The sequence below is a fragment of the Terrisporobacter othiniensis genome (genome assembly GCF_000808015.1).
Lineage (GTDB): Bacteria > Bacillota > Clostridia > Peptostreptococcales > Peptostreptococcaceae > Terrisporobacter > Terrisporobacter muris.
In genome coordinates this window covers 28,057-47,248 of the sequence record NZ_JWHR01000133.1, presented here as the reverse complement: position 1 = coordinate 47,248, position 19,192 = coordinate 28,057, and the positions used below count along the sequence as shown (strand labels likewise).

The window sequence follows — 19,192 nt, the reverse complement described above, 5'->3', positions numbered from 1 at the left end:
AATGGGGGGAATAAAAATGGATTACTCAAAGGAGTCACCAGTTAAAGTTAGACAAATAATTAGAGAAGGTAAGTATACAAAACCAACATCTGGTATGTGTAGTGGTTATGCTCAGGCAAATCTAGTAATCTTACCTAAAGATTTAGCTTATGACTTCCTATTGTTTACACAAAGAAATCCAAAATCATGTCCTATTTTAGAAGTATCAGACGTAGGGAGTAGAAAGTTAAAATATATTGCAAAAGATGTAGATATTGCAAAAGATATTCCAAAGTATAGAGTATATGAAAATGGGATATTAAGGGGAGAATATGAGGACGTAGAAAAATTTTGGCAAGAAGATTTTGTTAGTTTTTTAATAGGATGTAGTTTTTCTTTTGAATCAGAATTAATAAAAAATCATATTGAAGTAAGGCATATTAGTGAAAATTGTAATGTTCCTATGTATAAAACTAATATTGAATGCAAGGAAGCAGGAATATTTAAAGGAAATATGGTGGTAAGTATGAGACCTATTCCTTATGAGCAAATAATAAAAGCAGTTACAGTAACAGAGCAATTTCCAAAGGTTCATGGAACACCAATCCATATTGGAGACCCTGGGATAATTGGAATTGAAGATATTAACAATCCTGAATTTGGAGATAGTGTAACTATTAAAAATGGTGAAGTACCAGTATTTTGGCCTTGTGGTGTAACACCTCAATCAGTAGTTATGAATGTGAAGCCAAGGATAGTTATAACTCATTCACCAGGACATATGTTAATTACGGATATTAAAAATGAAGATTTAAAGGAATAGAAGTATTTTGGGAGATGATGTTATGTATAGAGTAGACTTAAATTGTGACTTAGGGGAAAGTTTCGGAAGATATAAATTAGGATTAGATGAAGAAGTTATTAAATATGTTTCTTCTGTAAATATAGCTTGTGCTTTTCATGCATCAGATCCAGTTGTTATGGAAAAAACAGTAGCATTAGCAAAGGGAAATAATGTATCTATTGGAGCTCATCCAGGATTTTTAGATTTGATGGGGTTTGGTAGAAGAAATATGGATATTTCTTTAGAGGAAGCTAAAGCATATACAAAATACCAAATAGGGGCATTATATGGATTTTGTAAAAGTAAAAATGTAAAGCTTAATCATGTAAAACCTCATGGAGCATTATATAATATGGCAGCTAAAGACTATAGCTTAGCCAAAGCTATATGTGAGGGTATATATGAATTTGACAAAAAAATAATATTGCTTGGATTAAGTGGAAGTGAGCTAGTTAGAGCTGGAGAAGAGATAGGTCTTAAATGTGCAAATGAAGTTTTTGCAGATAGAGCTTATGAAGAAGATGGTTCTTTAGTAAGTCGAAAAAAAGAGGGTGCTGTAATAACTGATGAAGAAGAAGCAATGAACAGAGTAATAGATATGATAACAAAAAAACAAGTGAAAACTATAAGTGGAAAAAAAATATATATAAAAGCTGATTCTATTTGTGTTCATGGAGATGGAATAAAAGCTTTGGAGTTTGTAAAAAAAATAAATAAAAAATTAAAAGAAGAAAATATAGAGATAAAACCATTATCTCAGGTCTTATAATCTTATTTTAAAAATTTAGAAGGGGGAATGGAAATGGAAGTTTTAAAAGATAGTTCAATTGAAACAATCGTCAAAAAAGAAAGTAAACTTAAAGAAAGATTAAAAAACATAGGTCCAGGGGCATTAATAGCAGCTGGATTTATAGGACCAGGAACAATAACAACTTGTACAAAATCAGGTGCAAGTAGTGGATATACTCTACTTTGGGCAATGTTATTTTCAACAATTGCCACAATTATATTCCAAGAGATGGCTGCAAGGCTTGGAATAATAACGCAAAAAGGCTTAGGAGAAAATGTTAGAGAAAAAATTTCTAGTAAAACATTAAAAACAATAGCAGTAGGAATTGTAATAGTTGCCATATTTTTAGGAAATATAGCTTATGAAACAGGTAACTTAGTTGGTGGTTCTATGGGACTTTCAACATTAATACCACAGGTTCCAAATACTATATGGGCACCGTTACTAGGTGTAGTTGCATTTGCATTACTTTGGTCAGGGAATTATAAAAAGATAGAAAAAATATTAATCGGATTAGTTTTAGTTATGAGTGTAACATTCTTTACTACTGCCATAGTTTCAAAACCAGATTTAGGAGCAATAATAAAAGGTATGTTTGTACCAAGTGCAGGAGCAAATGACTGGTTAACTATAGTAGGTCTTATTGGGACAACAGTAGTTCCTTATAATTTATTTTTACATGCATCTTCAGTGTCTGAAAGATGGACTAAAAAAGAAGATCTAAAAAATGCAAGAATAGATACAATTATATCTATAGGACTTGGTGGACTTATATCTATGGCTGTAATCATTTCAGCATCAGCATCTTTCCATGGAACTGGTGTAGCAGTAGATAGTGGAGCAGTTATGGCACAGCAACTAGAACCACTTCTTGGGTCATGGGCTAAATGGTTCTTTGGTATAGGATTATTTGCAGCAGGTTTTACTTCTGCAATTACAGCACCACTTTCAGCAGCGTTTGCTACAACAGGTGCTCTTGGATATGAAAAAGATATGAAAAGTATGAAGTTCAAGATAGTTTGGATGATAGTTCTTGGGGTAGGTATTGTACTTAGTGCTCTTGGAATGTCTGCAAGTCCAACAGAACTTATATTAGTTGCTCAAGCAGCAAATGCTATAATATTACCAATTATCGCAATATTCTTAATATATGTATTAAATCATAAGGACTTAGGAGAATATAAGAATAAGCTTTGGAATAATGTATTAGGACTATGTATATTATGTGTAACTTTAGCTATAAGCTATCGTTCATTATTATCATTTGCTGAAACTGTAAAAGGATTATTTATGTAAATTTAATATTACTTAATATAAGGATAAGGTTTTATTATAAAACCTTATCCTTATATTTTAGTATGCTTTATTAATTAACAAAAGATATTATTGTGCTATAATTAATGCTAAATAGATAAAAAGGGAAATGAAAAGGGGGAAAATAAATGCCGATAAAAATACCATCACAGTTACCTGCATACAATGTACTATCCAATGAGAATATTTTTGTAATGAATATAGAAAGAGCGGATCATCAAGATATTAGACCACTTAAAATAGGGATATTGAATCTAATGCCAATAAAAATTCAAGCTGAAAATCAACTTCTTAGATATCTTTCAAACACACCACTTCAAGTTGAAATAACCCTACTTCAAACGAAATCATATACTGGAAATCATACGCCTTTGGAACATTTAGAAAAATTTTATAGATATGTGGATGATGTAAAAAATGAAAAATTTGATGGACTTATTATTACTGGAGCGCCAGTTGAGCAGATGGAATTTGAAGAAGTGGATTATTGGAGTGAATTAAAGGAAATCATGGATTGGACCAAAACTCATGTTTACTCCACAGTTCATATATGTTGGGGAGCACAAGCTGCACTTTATCATCATTATAATGTTCCTAAATATGGATTAGAGAAGAAATTATTTGGAGTATTTAAACATAGAAATAATATTGAACATGATAATTTAACTAGAGGATTAAATGATATATTTTATGCACCTCACTCTAGACATACAGAAATTAAAAAAGAAGACATAGAAAAGGTTGCTGAATTAGATATATTATCAGAATCTGATGAAGCAGGAGTATTTATTGTGGCAAATAAAAGTAGAAGACAAATATTTATAACCGGTCACTTAGAGTATGATAGAGAAACTTTAAAAGGAGAATATTTAAGGGATTTAGATAAAGGGCTAACTATAGACGTACCTAAACATTATTTTGAAAATGATGATGATAAAACTACTCCTTTAGTAACTTGGAGAGAAAGTGCCAATATAGTATTTGGAAATTGGTTAAATTATTGTGTATATCAAAATACACCATATAATATTGATGAAATAAATTAACTTTTCATATATGATTATAAAAAAGTGTAGATTTTTCTACACTTTTTTATTTGTAAGTATTTTATTTTTATTTGTAGCATCAAGAGTAAACTATATTTTGAAGATGAAATTACTGATAGTCTATCCTAGTAAATAATAATATTATTATTCATATCCTAATAATGCAACATTATAAGAAGATAGAAGTTCATTAATACGAAGTATATTTAAATTTTTATTTATCCCAAATATTATAACGCTGTCTCTCATAATTTTGGGATAAAGCTCACCACAATTACCTATTTTTAGAGCCTTATTTGTTTCAGCTAAAGTAAAGTCACCGCCTATGCAGAGTTGTAAAATTTTATCTCGGCTAGGTTTTTTATCTCCTCTCAGAATTTCATAACCATAAGTTCTATCTAAATCAGCATTTTTAATAACAGTGCTTTTACTTAAATTTTTTTCTCTAAATACTTCTTCAAAGTATTCGCAAAGTCTTATATTTTTAGAATTATCTAAAGTATTTGATATAAAATCATCCAAATTAGATTCATCATCTATATTATTTAATAAGCTCATAAGCTTTACAGTTTCTAGATTTTCCATATATATTTCACCTCTCCTTGTAATATGATATAATTTTAAGGTTACAAAATCAATAAGATGAGGTGCAAAATTGAATATAAATACAGAATTTAAATTATCTTTATATGAAGAGCTAAAATCCATTCACAAAAGTAGAAAAGTTGAAATTTTTTTAGTACAAAATATGCAGGATGAAAAAATTTATATTAAAAAAGAAATAAAAGAATATACAAAAGAAATATATGAAAGCATAAAGAATATAAATTCTAAAAATATACCTAAAATTTATGAAATATTAGAAAATGAAGATAAACTTATAATTATTGAAGAATTTATAAATGGAGACACTTTACAAACAATTTTAGAAAAAGAAAATAAGTTAAAAGAGTCAGAGGTAATTAAATATATGATTTCCTTATGTGACGTTTTAAATGAAATTCATAGTTTAAATCCACCTATAATTCACAGGGATATCAAACCAGCAAATATAATTATAAGTAACGATAACGTACTAAAATTAATAGATTTTGATATATCAAGAACCTACAAAGAAGGTGAAAGCTTAGATACCACACTTTTAGGCACAAAAGGATATGCGTCTCCAGAACAGTTTGGATTTGATCAAACAGACTGTAGAAGTGATATATATGCTATGGGTGTAATGATGAATGTTTTAACCACAGGAAAACATATAAAAGAAGAGTTGAATAATACTTTGTTAAAAGACATAATAAAAAAATGTACTCATATTTCTGCAGAAAAAAGATATGATAATGTTCTTGATTTAAAAAAACATTTGAATAATAATTCTAAAACATTACCAGGTTTTAGATCTAAAAACTTTATCTATATGATATGTGCTACTTTTTGGTATTTATTTTTAATAATGGGATTATTTATTGCTAAAAGTTTCAAGGAGTTTTTAGGTAATGTAACACTTGTTGTGATGCTGCTATCTATTTACTTTATATTTACTAATTATCTAAATATAAAAAATAAACTACCTTTATTAAAAAGTGAAAGAATTTTAATAAGGGTAGTAGGTTATTGGATTTATAGTACAGGTATATTATTGATTGGAGGAGGATTACTAACTTTAACTATGAATTAAAAAAATTTCATTTGTATGCTGACAGCATACCAATAACCATAAGTAGATTTATATAATTAATTTATGACTAGAGAATTACTTATGGAGGTAAAAAATGAAAAAAATATTAGTAGGTATTATTATAGGATTTGTAGTTGTTGTTGGAGGTTGCGCAGCATTAGTTGGAGCAGGAGTATCTAGTGTAGATAATGCAATAAAAGAAGTAGAACAAGAAACAGTAGAAAATGATAATAAAGTACAAGAAATGGCTAAAAATATAAAATGGGAAGTAAAAAGAGGAGATTATAGTACGAAGATAGTTGGTATTTTTGAAAATACTAGTAATGAGGTTTTAGACTATGTTGAATTTGAATATAAACTAATGGATTCAGATGGAACAGTTATAGAAAAGTCATTTACTAATGAGACAGAAATAGCTCCAGGTGAGAAGAGAAAAATTGAAATCTTCTGTTCGGAAGGTGATTTTGAGAAATATGATATTAAAGCAAAATCAAGTGTTTTATAAATAATTAATAAGATAGGTTTATAAATAGGGTATTTAAATAATATAGATTAAGTGTGCATTTTGAGGTAAAATGCACACTTTTTAATTGTAAGGAATTATATGTTATCTGTTTTGTGGATAACATATAATTTTCAGCTTTGCTACTTGAGAAACGGACGAAGCCGTTGGCGACGACACGTCGCTCAGGCGAAGGGAATTTTTTATTTGCAAAATTGCAAAATAGAATTTTATTTTGCAATTTTGGTAAAACATTATTTCAATCATAAAGAATAACCATGCTATGTATTTTTGCAAAACTGCAAAATTATAGGTATTATTTATAAATAGAATGGCTGTATAGGTGGATTTTATAACTTATATATTTTGGCATAAGTATTGCTTGTATAAAAGTAAACAAATTATTTTGCAATTATAGAATAAATCAATCAATAAAACTTATGCAAGGGGGTTGCTTCATGAAGTTAGAATTAGGAAAGATATTTATTAATGATATTCAATTTGCACAGAAGACAGAAGTTATAGACTCAGTATTATATGTTTATAAGAGAGAAGTAGAAGAGATAGTGTTAAGTGATGATAGAATAAAAAGTGTAAATGTGGATATAGCTAGACCGGGAGAATCTGTTAGAATAGCTCCTGTTAAGGATGTAATTGAGCCTAGGGTAAAAGTTTTTGGGGAAGGAAGTATATTCCCTGGAATTTTGAACAAGGTGAAAACAGTTGGTAGTGGAAGAACTAATGCGTTAAAAGGTGCTTGTGTTGTTACAGGAGGAAATATTGTAGCCTTTCAAGAAGGAATTATTGACATGAGCGGACCAATAGCACAATATACACCTTTTTCAATGACGAATAATTTATGCATAATGATGGAACCGAAGGATAATTTAGAAGCACATTCATATGAGCAAGCAGCTAGAATGGCTGGTTTAAGAGTAGCTACTTACTTAGGTGAAGTAGGAAGAGATGTAGAACCTGATGAAGTTATAGTTTATGAAACTAAACCTATAAGAGAACAAATAAAAGAGTATCCTAATTTACCAACAGTGGCTTATGTTCATATGTTACAATCACAAGGTTTACTCCATGACACATATTATTATGGTGTAGATGCAAAACAAATAGTACCAACTTTAATGTATCCTACAGAAATAATGGATGGAGCTATTATTTCAGGAAACTGTGTTGCACCTTGTGATAAGGTTACAACTTATCATCATTTAAACAATCCTGTAATTGAGGATTTATATAAAAGACATGGAAAGGATTTAAATTTTGTAGGTGTTATTTTAACTAATGAAAATGTATTTTTGATGGATAAAGAAAGAAGTTCTGATATGGTAGCAAAACTAGTAGAGTACTTAGGAATTGATGGAGTTATTATTACTGAAGAAGGTTATGGAAATCCAGACACAGATTTAATGATGAATTGTAAAAAATGTACTGATGTAGGTTCAGATGTGGTACTCATTACAGATGAATTTCCAGGAAGAGATGGTAAGAGTCAATCTGTAGCAGATGCTACTAAAGAAGCTGATGCAGTTGTTTCTTGTGGTCAAGGTAATTTAGTTGTTCATTTTCCTGCAATGGATAAGATAATTGGAACTCTTGAATATGTGGAAATGATGATAGGCGGATACAAAGGTTGTTTAAATGAAGATGGAAGTATGGATGCAGAACTTCAAATAATAATAGCATCAACTATAGCTAATGGATATAATCATTTAACTGCTAAATGGTATTAAAAAGAAGGAGGGAAGATTATGAGTAAAATAAGAGTAGTTCATTATATAAACAATTTCTTTGCTGGAGTAGGGGGAGAAGAAAAAGCAAATATACCCCCTGAAAAAAGAAGCGGAGTTGTAGGACCTGGTATGGCAATTCAAAAAGCTTTTGATGAAGAAGCTGAAATAGTATCAACTGTAATATGTGGAGATACTTATTTTGGAGAACATATGGAAGATGCTACAAAAGAGCTTTTAAAAATGATAAAAGATGAAAATCCAGATTTATTTATAGCAGGACCAGCATTTAATGCTGGAAGATACGGTGTTGCTTGTGGTGCAATTTGTAAAACTGTAGAAGAAGAGTTAAACATACCTGTAATTACAGGTATGTACAAAGAGAATCCAGGAGTAGATATGTTTAAATTAGATTTAAATATTATATCTACTGGAAATTCAGCAGCAACACTTAGAAAATCTGTACCAGGTTTTGCTAAGTTAGCTTTAAAATTAGCTAAAAAAGAAGAGATAGGCTCACCAGAAGAAGAAGGATATATTCAAAGAGGAATAAGAAAAAATTATTTCCATGAATTAAGAGGATCTGAAAGAGCTGTTGATATGTTAGTAAAAAAAATGAATAAAAATCAATTTGAAACAGAATATCCAATGCCCAATTTTGATAGAGTAGTGCCAGCAAATCCTATAAAAGATATGTCAAAAGCTAAAATAGCTTTAGTAACTTCTGGAGGTATAGTTCCTACAGATAATCCAGATAAAATTGAATCTTCTAGTGCAACTAAGTTTGGGACATATGACTTATCAGGTATGGACTTTATGAGTAAAGATAAATTTACTACAATACATGGTGGTTATGATAGATCTTTTGTACTTGAGAATCCTAACTTGGTAGTTCCTTTAGATGTAATAAGAGAGTTAGAAAAAGAAGGTGTAGTTGGAGACGTATCAAATTATTTTATGGCTACAACAGGAACAGGAACAAGTGTAGGTAATGCTAAGAGATTTGGTGAAGAAATTGGTAAAAAATTAATAGATGATAAAGTAGATTGTGTAATTCTAACTTCTACGTGAGGTACTTGTACTCGTTGCGGTGCAACGATGGTAAAAGAAATAGAAAGATACGGTATACCAGTAGTTCATATTTGTACTGTAGTTCCTATTTCTTTAACAATAGGTGCAAATAGAATAGTACCAGCTATTGGAATACCGCATCCTCTTGGAAATCCAGACTTAGATAAAGAAGGAAGTAAAAAAATAAGAAAAGAATTAGTTTTAAGGGCTTTAAAAGCATTGCAAACAGAAGTAAATGATCAAACTGTATTTGAATAAAAACTTTTTAATATTATATAAGAATTTATAAGGGATATGCTTTGATGAGTATACTGGAAAATAAAAAAGTTATTATTATTGGAGATAGAGATGGTATTCCAGGTCCTGCTATAGAAGAGTGCGTAAAAACAGCTGGAGGAGAAGTTGTCTTTTCTTCAACAGAATGTTTTGTTTGAACAGCTGCTGGAGCAATGGACTTGGAAAATCAAAAAAGAGTAAAGGAATTTGCAGTAGAATTTGGTTGTGGAAATGTTGTGGTTATTTTAGGTGCATCAGAAGGTGAGGCAGCAGGTCTTGCTGCAGAAACAGTTACTGCAGGAGATCCAACATTTGCTGGTCCATTGACAGGAGTCCAGTTAGGACTTCAAGTATATCATGCTTGTGAACCTCAAGTAAAAGAAGAGTTTGATAGCAATGTATATGAAGAGCAAATAGGTATGATGGAAATGGTATTAGATGTTGATGATATAATTAAAGAAATGATCTCAATAAGAGATGAATTTTGTAAATATTAAAATCATATAAATTTGGAAATAAGGGGAGAAGATTAACTATTTTCTCCCTTTATTTTTATGATTAAAATATTTTAATTTTGTAAAGTGAGGATTTCTGCTGATTTAGATATAGCTGAAAGTAACATATTTAATTGAAGGAAATCATACCTGTAAATAGAATATTAGTCATAAAGAAGATAAAAATATGTAAATTTAAGGAGAAAAATCCTAAAAAGGGGTGGAAATCTTGTTAACAAGTTTTTATAAAAAAGCTCTAGATTCATCTTTTGACGGAATTCTAATCACAGATGGAAGTGGTAAAATAATCTATGTAAACTCCCAGTATGAAAAAATTACAGGGTTAGAAAGGAAAGATATTATAGATAAAAATCTATCGGCGCTTTTAAAAGATGGAACTATAAATAAAGCCATATCGTTGGATGTTTTGAAGATGGGGAAATCAGTTTCCACTACACATAAATATGTAACAGGTAAATCTGCATTTAGTTCAGCACAACCTATTTTTGATAATGATCACAATATCATAGGTGTTATTAATAATACTAGAAATATTGAAGAGCTATTAAAACTTAAATCGGAAATTAAACAGCACGTTGCCAATCAAGAAAAGGTTAATCAAGAAATGACGAGCTTAAAAAAAATAATTAATAAAAATGAAGAATTTATATTTGAAAGTAAAGCAATGAAAGAAACTGCTATATTGGCTAGTAAAGTTGCGGATTTCGATTCAACAGTTATGATATATGGTGAATCAGGTACAGGTAAGGAAGTACTTAGCAAATATATTCATGGATTAAGTAGAAGAAAAAATGATATTTTTATTAAGGTGAATTGTGCGGCTATACCAAAGGAGTTGTTTGAATCAGAACTTTTTGGATATGAAAAAGGAGCTTTTACAGGAGCATTACCAAATGGAAAAATAGGATTTTTTGAACTTGCAAATGGAGGAACATTATTTTTAGATGAGATAGGAGAACTACAGTTATCTGTACAATCAAAACTATTACGTGCAATTCAAGAAAAAGAAATTACAAGAGTAGGAGGTAAAGAGCGTATAAAGCTTGATATTAGAGTTATTGCAGCTACTAATAGAAACTTGGAGGAAGACGTAAAATCTGGTAATTTCAGAGAGGATCTTTTTTTTAGACTTAATGTTTTTCCAATTACAATACCGCCCCTTAGAGAGAGGGCAGATGACATAATTGTATTTATTAATTTCTTTGTAAAAAAACTTAATAATAAATATAAAGTAAATAAGACTATATCAAAAGAAGCTATGGGTTACCTTATAAAATATAATTATCCAGGAAATGTTAGAGAACTTGAAAATATAGTAGAGTACTTATTTATAGTAAGCGAAAGAAACATAGAAGTAGATTCAATTCCAGGAAAAATTTTATCACAAATAATGATTTCTGAGTATAAAAGTGATGATAAAAAAGAAAAGTTAAATTATCTTTTAAGTTTATATGAAAAAATAATTATTGAAGATACTATTAAAAAATATCATACTTTAGAACAGGCATCAGAGGTATTGGGAATACATTACTCAACGCTATCAAGGAAAATGAATAAATACAATTTAAAATTTACATATTAAAATAAATTTATTAGTGAACTAAAAATAATTTTAAGATAAATATATTCTTTATTTGTAAAAATGCAAAAAACTAATATATTTTGCATTTTTAATAAAGACTGTATATAAGACATGTTTAATAAATTTGAAGGTATATTTTTGCAAAAGTGCAAATACTTTGTTAATTGTTGGATAAGAAATGGCCGTATAACTGAATTTTTAGATGACTTGGTTTTGGCATGAACTTTGCTATATATAAAGGCAAAGGGAAGAGTCCCTTAATAAATAACAAAAATTTTGAAGGGAGATTTAATTATGGCAGAAAATAAAGATTACAAATTTGTTGACCAATATAAATTTGACGAGGAATTATTAAGAAAGGCATTTGCAGAAGCTAGAGAGATTTACAAAGAAAGAGGATTCATGAGAAAAATGGGGTATGGTAAAGCTCCAGCTATAACAACTGTAGATATGGCTAAAGCTTGGATGAGTGAAGGTCATCCATTTACATGTGATCACTCTGAAGAAGTTTGTGCAGAAGCTCTAAAAGTTTTAGAAGCTGGAAGAAAAGCTGGAGTACCTATATTCCATACAACAACTGGATATGTTGGAGAAAGACAATGGGATTTACCAAGATGGGATGAAAAAATACCTATGAGTGCTCTTGATATAAATACTGATTGGCTAGAAATAGATCCTAAATTAAAACCAAGACCTGAAGAACCAGTTATTCATAAAAAATATGCATCTAATTTCTTTGGAACTCATTTAGCTCAAACACTTAACTATTTAGGTGTAGATACTCTTATAGTAATGGGAGCTACTTCTTGTGCATGTGTTAGACATACAGTAATGGATTCGACTGGGTACGGATTTAAAACTATAGTACCAAGAGGAACAGTTGGAGATAGAGTTCCTGGTGTTATAGAGTGGAACTTATTTGATATGGAAGCTAAATTCTGTGATGTTGTTTCTGTTGAAGAAGTTGTCAAGTATTTAGAAGGAATAGATTCAAGTGTTTATAGAACTCCAGAAAGAAAATTGGATAATAAATAATATTCAAATATAAAACGTACTTAAAATTTTATAAAAAGTATTTACTTAATAGAAATAGGGAGCACATCACATCTAGTGCTCCCTATTTTTAAAAGGAGGATATTTATGGGGATAATTATTAAAAATGGTACAATATTGTCTGCTAATGATGAATTTATTGGAGATATACTTATTGAAGGAGAGAAAATTATTCAAATAGGAGTAAATCTATGTGAAGATGGACATGAAATTATAGATGCTACTGGAAAATATGTATTTCCAGGTGGAGTAGATGAACATGTGCATATGGGATCCTTTGCCACACTTTCATTCGAAACGTCTCATGCAGCTTTAGTTGGAGGAACTACTACAATTGTTGATTTTGCACCTCAAATAAAGGGAAAAGGTATAATAGAATCTGTTAAAATACAAGATGAAGAATTTGCAAAAGACAAATCATCATCTGACTATTCATTCCATGGTATGGTTATGGATACTAGTGAAAGTTTACTTGATGAAATACCTAAAATGGTTGATGCGGGAATTACTACCCTTAAGTTTTTTATGGCGTATAAATACACACCTTTTATGGTTCCAGATGACCTTATATTTAAAGGAATGCAACTTGCAAAAAAATATGGAATTACAATAATGGTTCATGCAGAAAATGGAGATATGGTATACACTCTTCAAAATCAATTGATTGCAGAAGGCAAAACTGAGCCTGTATATCATGCATATTCTAGACCTCCTATTGTGGAAGATGAAGCTACACAAAGAGCTATTTATTTAGCAGAACTTGCTGGATGTCCTTTATTTGTTGTTCATGTTTCTTCAAAAGGAGCAATGGAACATATAAAAGCAGCTCATGAAAGAGGTTTGCCTATATATGGTGAGACATGTACTCATTATCTTACATTAAATCAATCTTTCTTAGAAAAACCAAATTTTGAAGGTGCAAAATATGTTTGCTCACCAGCTCTTAGAACAGATGAACATCTAGAGGCAATGTGGGATGGAATAAAAAATAATTATTTATTATCGGTAGGATCAGATCATGCAGCAGTTTCAGGAGGGTTTGAAAAGAAAAAAGATGGACTTAATAATTTTGCTAAAATTCCTAATGGTTGTCCAAGTGTTCAAGATAGATTGGCTATGATTTGGACTCAAGGTGTAGAAAAAGGAAAAATTTCAAGACAAAGATTTGTAGAAATATTCTCAACTACACCGGCTAAAATAGTAGGATTATACCCTCAAAAAGGAGTGATACTTCCAGGTTCAGATGCAGATATAGTAATATATGATCCTTCATATGAAGGTATTATTACACATGCAGATAGTTATGAAGGAACTGATTATGCAGCATTTGAAGGATTTGAAAGAAAAGGTATAGCAGATAAAGTATTTTTACGAGGAAAGATTGTTGCTGAAAGAGGAAAATTTGTTGGCGAAAAAGGTAAAGGACAATATATTAAACCAAAAGCATACGCGCTTTGTTATGACGGATTTGAAAAATAGAAAGTGTTGAAAATTCATATGCTTACTTTTTAAATTATATTAAAGCCCACAGTGTTTTAAAGAATAAAAAGAAACTGTATTCAAAATAAGTTTGAATACAGCTTCTTTAGTTATTAATTATTATAGATACTTTCATCTAAAGCACCTTCTGATTTTGCAACATATACTGATGTTGCAGCATCACCAACCACATTAAGTGAAGTAACTAGCATTTCAACTGGACGGTTGATTGCAAGAATTAATGAATAGGCAAGTATTGCCGCATCATTTTGATATCCCATACTAGTTAATACAGTAAATAATATAATAGCACCAGCACCAGGAGCAGCAGGAGTTCCAACTGAAGCTATTAAGGCTAATAGTGATATTAAAGCTATGTTAACTATAGTTACATCATATCCAGCACTAGAAGCTATAAATATTGCAGCGATTACTTGCATTATAGCAGTACCATTCATATTTATTGTCATTCCTAAAGGTAAAGTGAAAGAGGCAATGTCTTTAGATACACCTAATTCCTCAGTTACAGTTTTTGTATTTAAAGGTAAAGTAGCTGCAGATGATGATGTTGAAAATCCAAATAAAGCTACTTTAGATATTTTCTTTACAAATATTATAGGATTTAATCTTGTTGATAACATTATAAATAATCCATAACCAACAGTTAAGAATATTAATAATGCAATAGTAGTAGTTAAAACATATACAAGAGCTGGTTTTAAGTGATCAATACCGTATATTGCAAAAGTTCTTGTAATAAGTACAAAAATTGCAACCGGTCCAAATTTAGTTATTACAAAAGTTAAGAAAGTAGTTATTATCTTATTAATATCTTGTAATAATTTTTTTAATACTTGGATTTCATTGCCTAAAGTATTGATGCATAGACCACAAACTGCTGCTAAAAACACAACAGATAAAACTCTTCCATTATCAGTAAATACATTTGTAATGTTATTAGGTATTGCTTGAACAAATACAAGTAATGGGTTACTTCCAGTAGTACCTTCACTAGAAGCTATGTTAGTTATATTTACATTAAATAATCCTAATTTATGAGCTACAAGTCCAAATATGCCGGCAAGAATTAATGCAAATAATGAAGTTATTAAAAAACCTAATATTGTTTTATATGAAATACGACCTAACTTTCTAGTATCGCTAATATGACATATAGCAAGAGTTATAGATGTAAACACCATAGGTATAATAACTAACTGTAATGAATTTATAAATAGTTGTCCTATTATATAAAACAGTCCTACAGAATTGGCTCCATCTGGCGAACTTATATCTTGGAATAATAAATTATTAATTATAGTCCAAGTATTTGCATTTCCATTTGAAATTAAATTTTCTCTTAAAAAGATAAATAATGTTCCTAAAGTTAATCCTAATATTAAAGAGATAACCATTTTAATAGCTAAATTATTAGCATTATTTTTTGTTGTTTTTATGTTCATAGTATCCTCCAAGTTTTTAGTTTAGGACACCAAAAAACTTAATATCAAAAAACATTAAGGCAAAATACTGTAATAATATATAAGTACATTTCCTTATTAGTCTCACGGGACTATCTTAAAGGTATCCTATTGATTCAATATAATAATTTATAAAGAAAATATTGTCAATATTTGTAGTAAAAATAATTTTTATACGAGTAGAAAAGTACTATTCAATTATAAAATTGAATATGCTTAAGTTAATGTCTATGTTAATATTTCTAATAATAGGAGGAGTGTGTATTATTAAATTAAATAAAAGGTTGTTATTAAATGCTTTTTACTTGTTTTTCTATGGGGCTTTAATTGTTGCAAAATCTATACTCATAGACAGGATTCAAGTAGTAATATTTGAGCAATTGTTTTTGATTTAGTTACCTATAGTTTGAATTTTGTATATAGAGTAGATAAATAAGTTAGCTTATTTTCTAAAGAAGTTAATAGTTAAGGATTAACAATATAAAGAATAAATGTAATTTAAGAAAAGGTATTGAAAAATATTGTCGAAATCTGTATAATTAATAAAAAATAAAGAAAAATATTCGTATATAATGGTAATATGGTCCATAAGTTTCTACGAACTCACCGTAAATGAGATCACTATGAATAGTTACAGAATCTTAAGGATTAAATTCTATAAAGATATATGTTCTATTCATTAGAATGTATATCTTTTTTTTAGGTCGCTGGCGACATGTAGATCAGAGAAAACGAAATTTTTTAGTAATGTTAATATATCTTTAGGAGGAAATATGGAAGCACAAAGACAGCATGAAATGGAAAGAGGAGAAAACAGTTCGACATCAATTTTAGATAAAATATTTAAATATAGCGAACGTGGTTCAAACATAAAAACAGAAGTAATCGGTGGTATTACAACATTTTTAACAATGGCATATATTGTATTTGTTAACCCAGCCATATTAGCAGATGCGGGGATGGACAAAGCAGCACTTATAACAGTTACTATTTTAGCTACTGCCATTGGTACGTTAATATTCGCATTTTTAGGAAATGCACCTTTCGCACTTGCACCAGGTATGGGGTTAAATGCATTCTTTACTTATTCTTTAGTTTTAGGTCAAGGTGTATCTTGGCAACAAGCTTTAGGTGTGGTATTCATCTCGGGAATGATTTTCTTTATTTTAGCAGTAACAGGAGTTCGTAAATATATAGCAGAGGCAATACCTAAGGAACTTAGTATAGCTTCAGCAGCAGGGATAGGTTTATTTCTATCATTTGTAGGATTAAAAAGTATGGGTGTAATAGTTGCTGACCAATCAACACTTGTAGCTTTAGGAGAATTTACACCAACAGTTTTAATATCTTTACTTGGGCTTGCTTTAATGTTCGTATTTGAAGTAAAAAAAGTAAGGGGTGGTATTTTAATAAGTATAGTAATAACAACAATTATATCAATAGTTACAGGATATGTTGAATTACCAACTGCAATTATATCAGCTCCACCAAGTATAGAGCCAGTAGCATTTAAATTAGATATATTAGGAGCGCTTAAGTTCGCCTTAATAGGGCCAATATTCTCATTTATGTTCATAGATATGTTTGACTCATTAGCATTTTTAATAAGTTGTTGTAAACAAATGGGACTTGAAGATAAAGACGGAAATATAAACGGTCTGCCTAGAATGTTATATGCGGATGTTACTTCGACATTAATAGGTTCATTGCTTGGAACAAGTACAGTTACTACATTTGGAGAATCGGCAGCAGGTATAGCAGCAGGAGCAAGGACAGGACTTGCATCAGTAGTTACTGCCATATTATTTTTAGTAACATTATTATTTACTCCACTTTTAGGAGCTGTTCCTTCATACGCAGCAGCACCAGCATTAGTAATGGTAGGGGTATTTATGTTTACAAGTATAAAACAAGTAAACTTTGATGATAGTAAAATAGCTGTATCAGCATTTATAACAATATTATTAATGCCTTTGACTTACAGCATATCTATAGGTTTATGTTTTGGATTTATTTCTTATATATTAATGCATGTTGTTTCAAAAGAGGCTCATAAAGTAAGTTTAACACTTTGGATAATAGGAATTTTATCAGTAATAAATTTGGCACTTAATTAGAATGTTTAAGGGAGATATAAAATGAAACAATTATTTATAAAAAATTGCTTTTTAATAACAATGAATGAAGAAAGAGAAGTATATGAAAATGGTAGTATACTTATAGAAGAGAACATAATAAAAGCTGTAGGTCATGTGGATGAAAGTTTAATAAATGAAGGTGCTGAAATTTACGATGCAAAGGGCAAAATATTAATGCCAGGTTTCGTAAATACTCATGTGCATTTATCTCAACAATTAGGTAGAGGTATAGCAGATGATGTAAATCTTCTTACATGGCTAAGAGATAGAGTTTGGCCTTATGAAAGCAGTTTTAATTATGAGGATTCACTAATTTCATCTATAGCATGTTGTATAGAGTTAATAAAATCTGGTGTTACTACATTCTTAGAATCAGGCGGTCAATATGTTGATGCTATGGTAGAAGCAGTAGATAAAACAGGTATTAGAGCTTGCCTTGCAAAATCAGTAATGGACAATGGTGAAGGATTACCAGAAGCTTGGAATAAAACTTGTGAAGAAGAGCTAAATACTCAAATAGAGCTATTTGAAAAATATAATAATTCTTGTGATGAAAGAGTTAAAATATGGTTTGGTTTAAGAACAATATTTAATAACTCTGATGAATTAATAGTAAAAACAAAAAAATTAGCAGATAAATATAACACTGGGATTCACATGCATATAGCAGAAATTGCAGATGAAATAGATTTTGCTAAAACTAGAAAAGGGTTTGGAACAGTTGAACATTTAAATGAATTAGGTGTTTTAGGACCAAATTTATTAGCAGTACACACAGTGTGGTTAAATAATAGAGAATTAGATTTATTCAGATTAAATAATGTTAAAGTTTCTCATAATCCAGCAGCAGCTATGAAAGTTGTTCTTGGATTTGCATCTATACCAGAGATGTTATATAAGGGTATACCAGTATCAATAGGTACAGATGGTGCTCCTTCAAATAATAGAATGGATATGATGAGAGATATGTACTTAACTTCTTTAATTCATAAGGGAAGAACTTTAAATCCAGAAGTAGTATATGCAGAACAAATATTAGAAATGGCTACTTTAAATGGAGCAAAGTGTGCACTTATGGAAAATGTAATAGGAAGCTTAGAAGTAGGGAAGAAAGCTGATATGATAATCTTAAATGGAAATGATATTCACTCATTACCAATGCACAATCCAATAGGAAATATAGTGTATTCGATGAGTAGTCAAAATGTTGAATCAACTATATGTGATGGGAAATGGTTAATGAAAGAAAGAGAAATAGTTGTTTTAAATGAAGCAGAACTATTAGAAAAAGTTAAATTACAAGCAGAAAAGATTAGAGAAAAAGCTGGGATAAAATTAGAGTCTAAGTTTAAAATAGTTAAATAAATATACTTTACAAAAGCGTATGTAGATTTTATATCACATACGCTTTTACATATAGATTTATATTTGAAAATTTTACTATAAATAATGAGAGAAAAATGTTTTACAAATTTCGACAACTATGATAAATTATATATAATAAAAAATCATATAGTACCTTTAATTCAGTTCAGAGAAACTGGCAAGGTTTTCGGAAGAAAATTATAAAAGATAGTAATTTAGTATAACTATATCTGCATTTAACTATCGGTAGTTAGATATAAACAGATAAATTATTACGATTCGAAGCTCCTTGCAATTGCAGGGAGTTTTTCTTTTTAGGTACTAAAAAGAAAGGTAGATA

Annotated in this window: 16 protein-coding genes and 1 riboswitch; of the genes, 14 read left to right on the top strand and 2 right to left on the bottom strand. The window is 29.7% G+C overall.

Annotated features, from left to right (window positions below):
* The first annotated feature begins 16 nt into the window (after positions 1–16).
* From QX51_RS16645 to metA, 4 genes are all read left to right on the top strand, one after another.
* On the top strand, positions 17–802 hold the full coding sequence (locus tag QX51_RS16645; RefSeq protein ID WP_039681023.1) for a putative hydro-lyase: 786 nt from the start codon (positions 17–19) through the stop codon (positions 800–802).
* A gap of 22 nt (positions 803–824) precedes the next feature.
* Positions 825–1,592 (top strand): LamB/YcsF family protein, encoded by a 768-nt coding sequence (locus QX51_RS16640; protein WP_039681022.1) that lies wholly within the window; start codon positions 825–827, stop codon positions 1,590–1,592.
* A 33-nt stretch (positions 1,593–1,625) separates the two neighbouring features.
* Positions 1,626–2,909 carry an Nramp family divalent metal transporter gene (locus tag QX51_RS16635; RefSeq protein WP_052233128.1) on the top strand — a complete coding sequence of 428 codons (1,284 nt, stop codon included), beginning with the start codon at positions 1,626–1,628 and terminating at the stop codon, positions 2,907–2,909.
* 146 nt (positions 2,910–3,055) lie between these two features.
* Positions 3,056–3,973, top strand: a complete 918-nt coding sequence (gene metA, locus QX51_RS16630) for a homoserine O-acetyltransferase MetA (protein WP_039681021.1) — start codon at positions 3,056–3,058, stop codon at positions 3,971–3,973.
* Between the two features lie 144 nt (positions 3,974–4,117).
* On the opposite strand, the gene QX51_RS16625 is transcribed toward metA, so the two are convergent.
* A complete protein-coding gene (locus tag QX51_RS16625) occupies positions 4,118–4,558 on the bottom strand; it encodes a hypothetical protein (RefSeq protein ID WP_052233127.1) in 441 nt (146 codons plus the stop codon).
* 70 nt (positions 4,559–4,628) lie between these two features.
* Between QX51_RS16625 and QX51_RS16620 the strand changes: the two genes are divergently transcribed.
* The 8 genes from QX51_RS16620 (at position 4,629) to hydA (ending at position 13,868) form a co-directional block, all read left to right on the top strand.
* A complete protein-coding gene (locus QX51_RS16620) occupies positions 4,629–5,648 on the top strand; it encodes a serine/threonine-protein kinase (RefSeq protein WP_039681020.1) in 1,020 nt (339 codons plus the stop codon).
* Positions 5,649–5,742: 94 nt separating this feature from the next.
* A complete protein-coding gene (locus tag QX51_RS16615) occupies positions 5,743–6,153 on the top strand; it encodes an FxLYD domain-containing protein (RefSeq protein WP_039681019.1) in 411 nt (136 codons plus the stop codon).
* Between the two features lie 455 nt (positions 6,154–6,608).
* Positions 6,609–7,895, top strand: coding sequence for a sarcosine reductase complex component B subunit alpha (gene grdG, locus QX51_RS16610; RefSeq protein WP_039681018.1), 1,287 nt, complete (start codon positions 6,609–6,611; stop codon positions 7,893–7,895).
* Positions 7,896–7,913: 18 nt separating this feature from the next.
* Positions 7,914–9,221, top strand: coding sequence for a sarcosine reductase complex component B subunit beta (gene grdF / locus QX51_RS16605; RefSeq protein WP_082007859.1), 1,308 nt, complete (start codon positions 7,914–7,916; stop codon positions 9,219–9,221).
* A gap of 44 nt (positions 9,222–9,265) precedes the next feature.
* A complete protein-coding gene (grdA, locus tag QX51_RS16590; RefSeq protein ID WP_079764688.1) occupies positions 9,266–9,736 on the top strand; it encodes a glycine/sarcosine/betaine reductase complex selenoprotein A in 471 nt (156 codons plus the stop codon).
* Between the two features lie 226 nt (positions 9,737–9,962).
* Positions 9,963–11,336 carry a sigma-54 interaction domain-containing protein gene (locus tag QX51_RS16585; RefSeq protein ID WP_052233126.1) on the top strand — a complete coding sequence of 458 codons (1,374 nt, stop codon included), beginning with the start codon at positions 9,963–9,965 and terminating at the stop codon, positions 11,334–11,336.
* Between the two features lie 294 nt (positions 11,337–11,630).
* On the top strand, positions 11,631–12,371 hold the full coding sequence (locus QX51_RS16580) for an isochorismatase family protein (RefSeq protein WP_039681013.1): 741 nt from the start codon (positions 11,631–11,633) through the stop codon (positions 12,369–12,371).
* A 105-nt stretch (positions 12,372–12,476) separates the two neighbouring features.
* The gene (gene hydA, locus QX51_RS16575) at positions 12,477–13,868 is read left to right on the top strand and encodes a dihydropyrimidinase (RefSeq protein WP_039681012.1); all 1,392 of its coding nucleotides are present in this window, start codon (positions 12,477–12,479) and stop codon (positions 13,866–13,868) included.
* Between the two features lie 113 nt (positions 13,869–13,981).
* Here hydA and QX51_RS16570 read toward each other — a convergent pair whose 3' ends face one another.
* Complete coding sequence (locus QX51_RS16570; protein WP_242842767.1) at positions 13,982–15,331, bottom strand: dicarboxylate/amino acid:cation symporter; 1,350 nt, start codon at positions 15,329–15,331, stop codon at positions 13,982–13,984.
* A gap of 561 nt (positions 15,332–15,892) precedes the next feature.
* Positions 15,893–15,993: riboswitch (purine riboswitch) on the top strand.
* 129 nt (positions 15,994–16,122) lie between these two features.
* Between QX51_RS16570 and QX51_RS16565 the strand changes: the two genes are divergently transcribed.
* On the top strand, positions 16,123–17,466 hold the full coding sequence (locus QX51_RS16565; protein ID WP_082007858.1) for an NCS2 family permease: 1,344 nt from the start codon (positions 16,123–16,125) through the stop codon (positions 17,464–17,466).
* A gap of 21 nt (positions 17,467–17,487) precedes the next feature.
* Positions 17,488–18,852, top strand: a complete 1,365-nt coding sequence (locus QX51_RS16560; RefSeq protein ID WP_039681011.1) for an amidohydrolase — start codon at positions 17,488–17,490, stop codon at positions 18,850–18,852.
* Positions 18,853–19,192: the final 340 nt, after the last annotated feature.

Excerpts from the sequence above, each read along its gene's own strand:
- QX51_RS16645 (WP_039681023.1), top strand. The coding sequence starts at position 17 with ATGGATTACTCAAAGGAGTCACCAGTTAAAGTTAGACAAATAATTAGA.
- QX51_RS16640 (WP_039681022.1), top strand. The coding sequence starts at position 825 with ATGTATAGAGTAGACTTAAATTGTGACTTAGGGGAAAGTTTCGGAAGA.
- QX51_RS16635 (WP_052233128.1), top strand. The coding sequence starts at position 1,626 with ATGGAAGTTTTAAAAGATAGTTCAATTGAAACAATCGTCAAAAAAGAA.
- metA (WP_039681021.1), top strand. The coding sequence starts at position 3,056 with ATGCCGATAAAAATACCATCACAGTTACCTGCATACAATGTACTATCC.
- QX51_RS16625 (WP_052233127.1), bottom strand. The coding sequence starts at position 4,558 with ATGGAAAATCTAGAAACTGTAAAGCTTATGAGCTTATTAAATAATATA.
- QX51_RS16615 (WP_039681019.1), top strand. The coding sequence starts at position 5,743 with ATGAAAAAAATATTAGTAGGTATTATTATAGGATTTGTAGTTGTTGTT.
- grdG (WP_039681018.1), top strand. The coding sequence starts at position 6,609 with ATGAAGTTAGAATTAGGAAAGATATTTATTAATGATATTCAATTTGCA.
- QX51_RS16580 (WP_039681013.1), top strand. The coding sequence starts at position 11,631 with ATGGCAGAAAATAAAGATTACAAATTTGTTGACCAATATAAATTTGAC.
- hydA (WP_039681012.1), top strand. The coding sequence starts at position 12,477 with ATGGGGATAATTATTAAAAATGGTACAATATTGTCTGCTAATGATGAA.
- QX51_RS16570 (WP_242842767.1), bottom strand. The coding sequence starts at position 15,331 with ATGAACATAAAAACAACAAAAAATAATGCTAATAATTTAGCTATTAAA.
- QX51_RS16565 (WP_082007858.1), top strand. The coding sequence starts at position 16,123 with ATGGAAGCACAAAGACAGCATGAAATGGAAAGAGGAGAAAACAGTTCG.
- QX51_RS16560 (WP_039681011.1), top strand. The coding sequence starts at position 17,488 with ATGAAACAATTATTTATAAAAAATTGCTTTTTAATAACAATGAATGAA.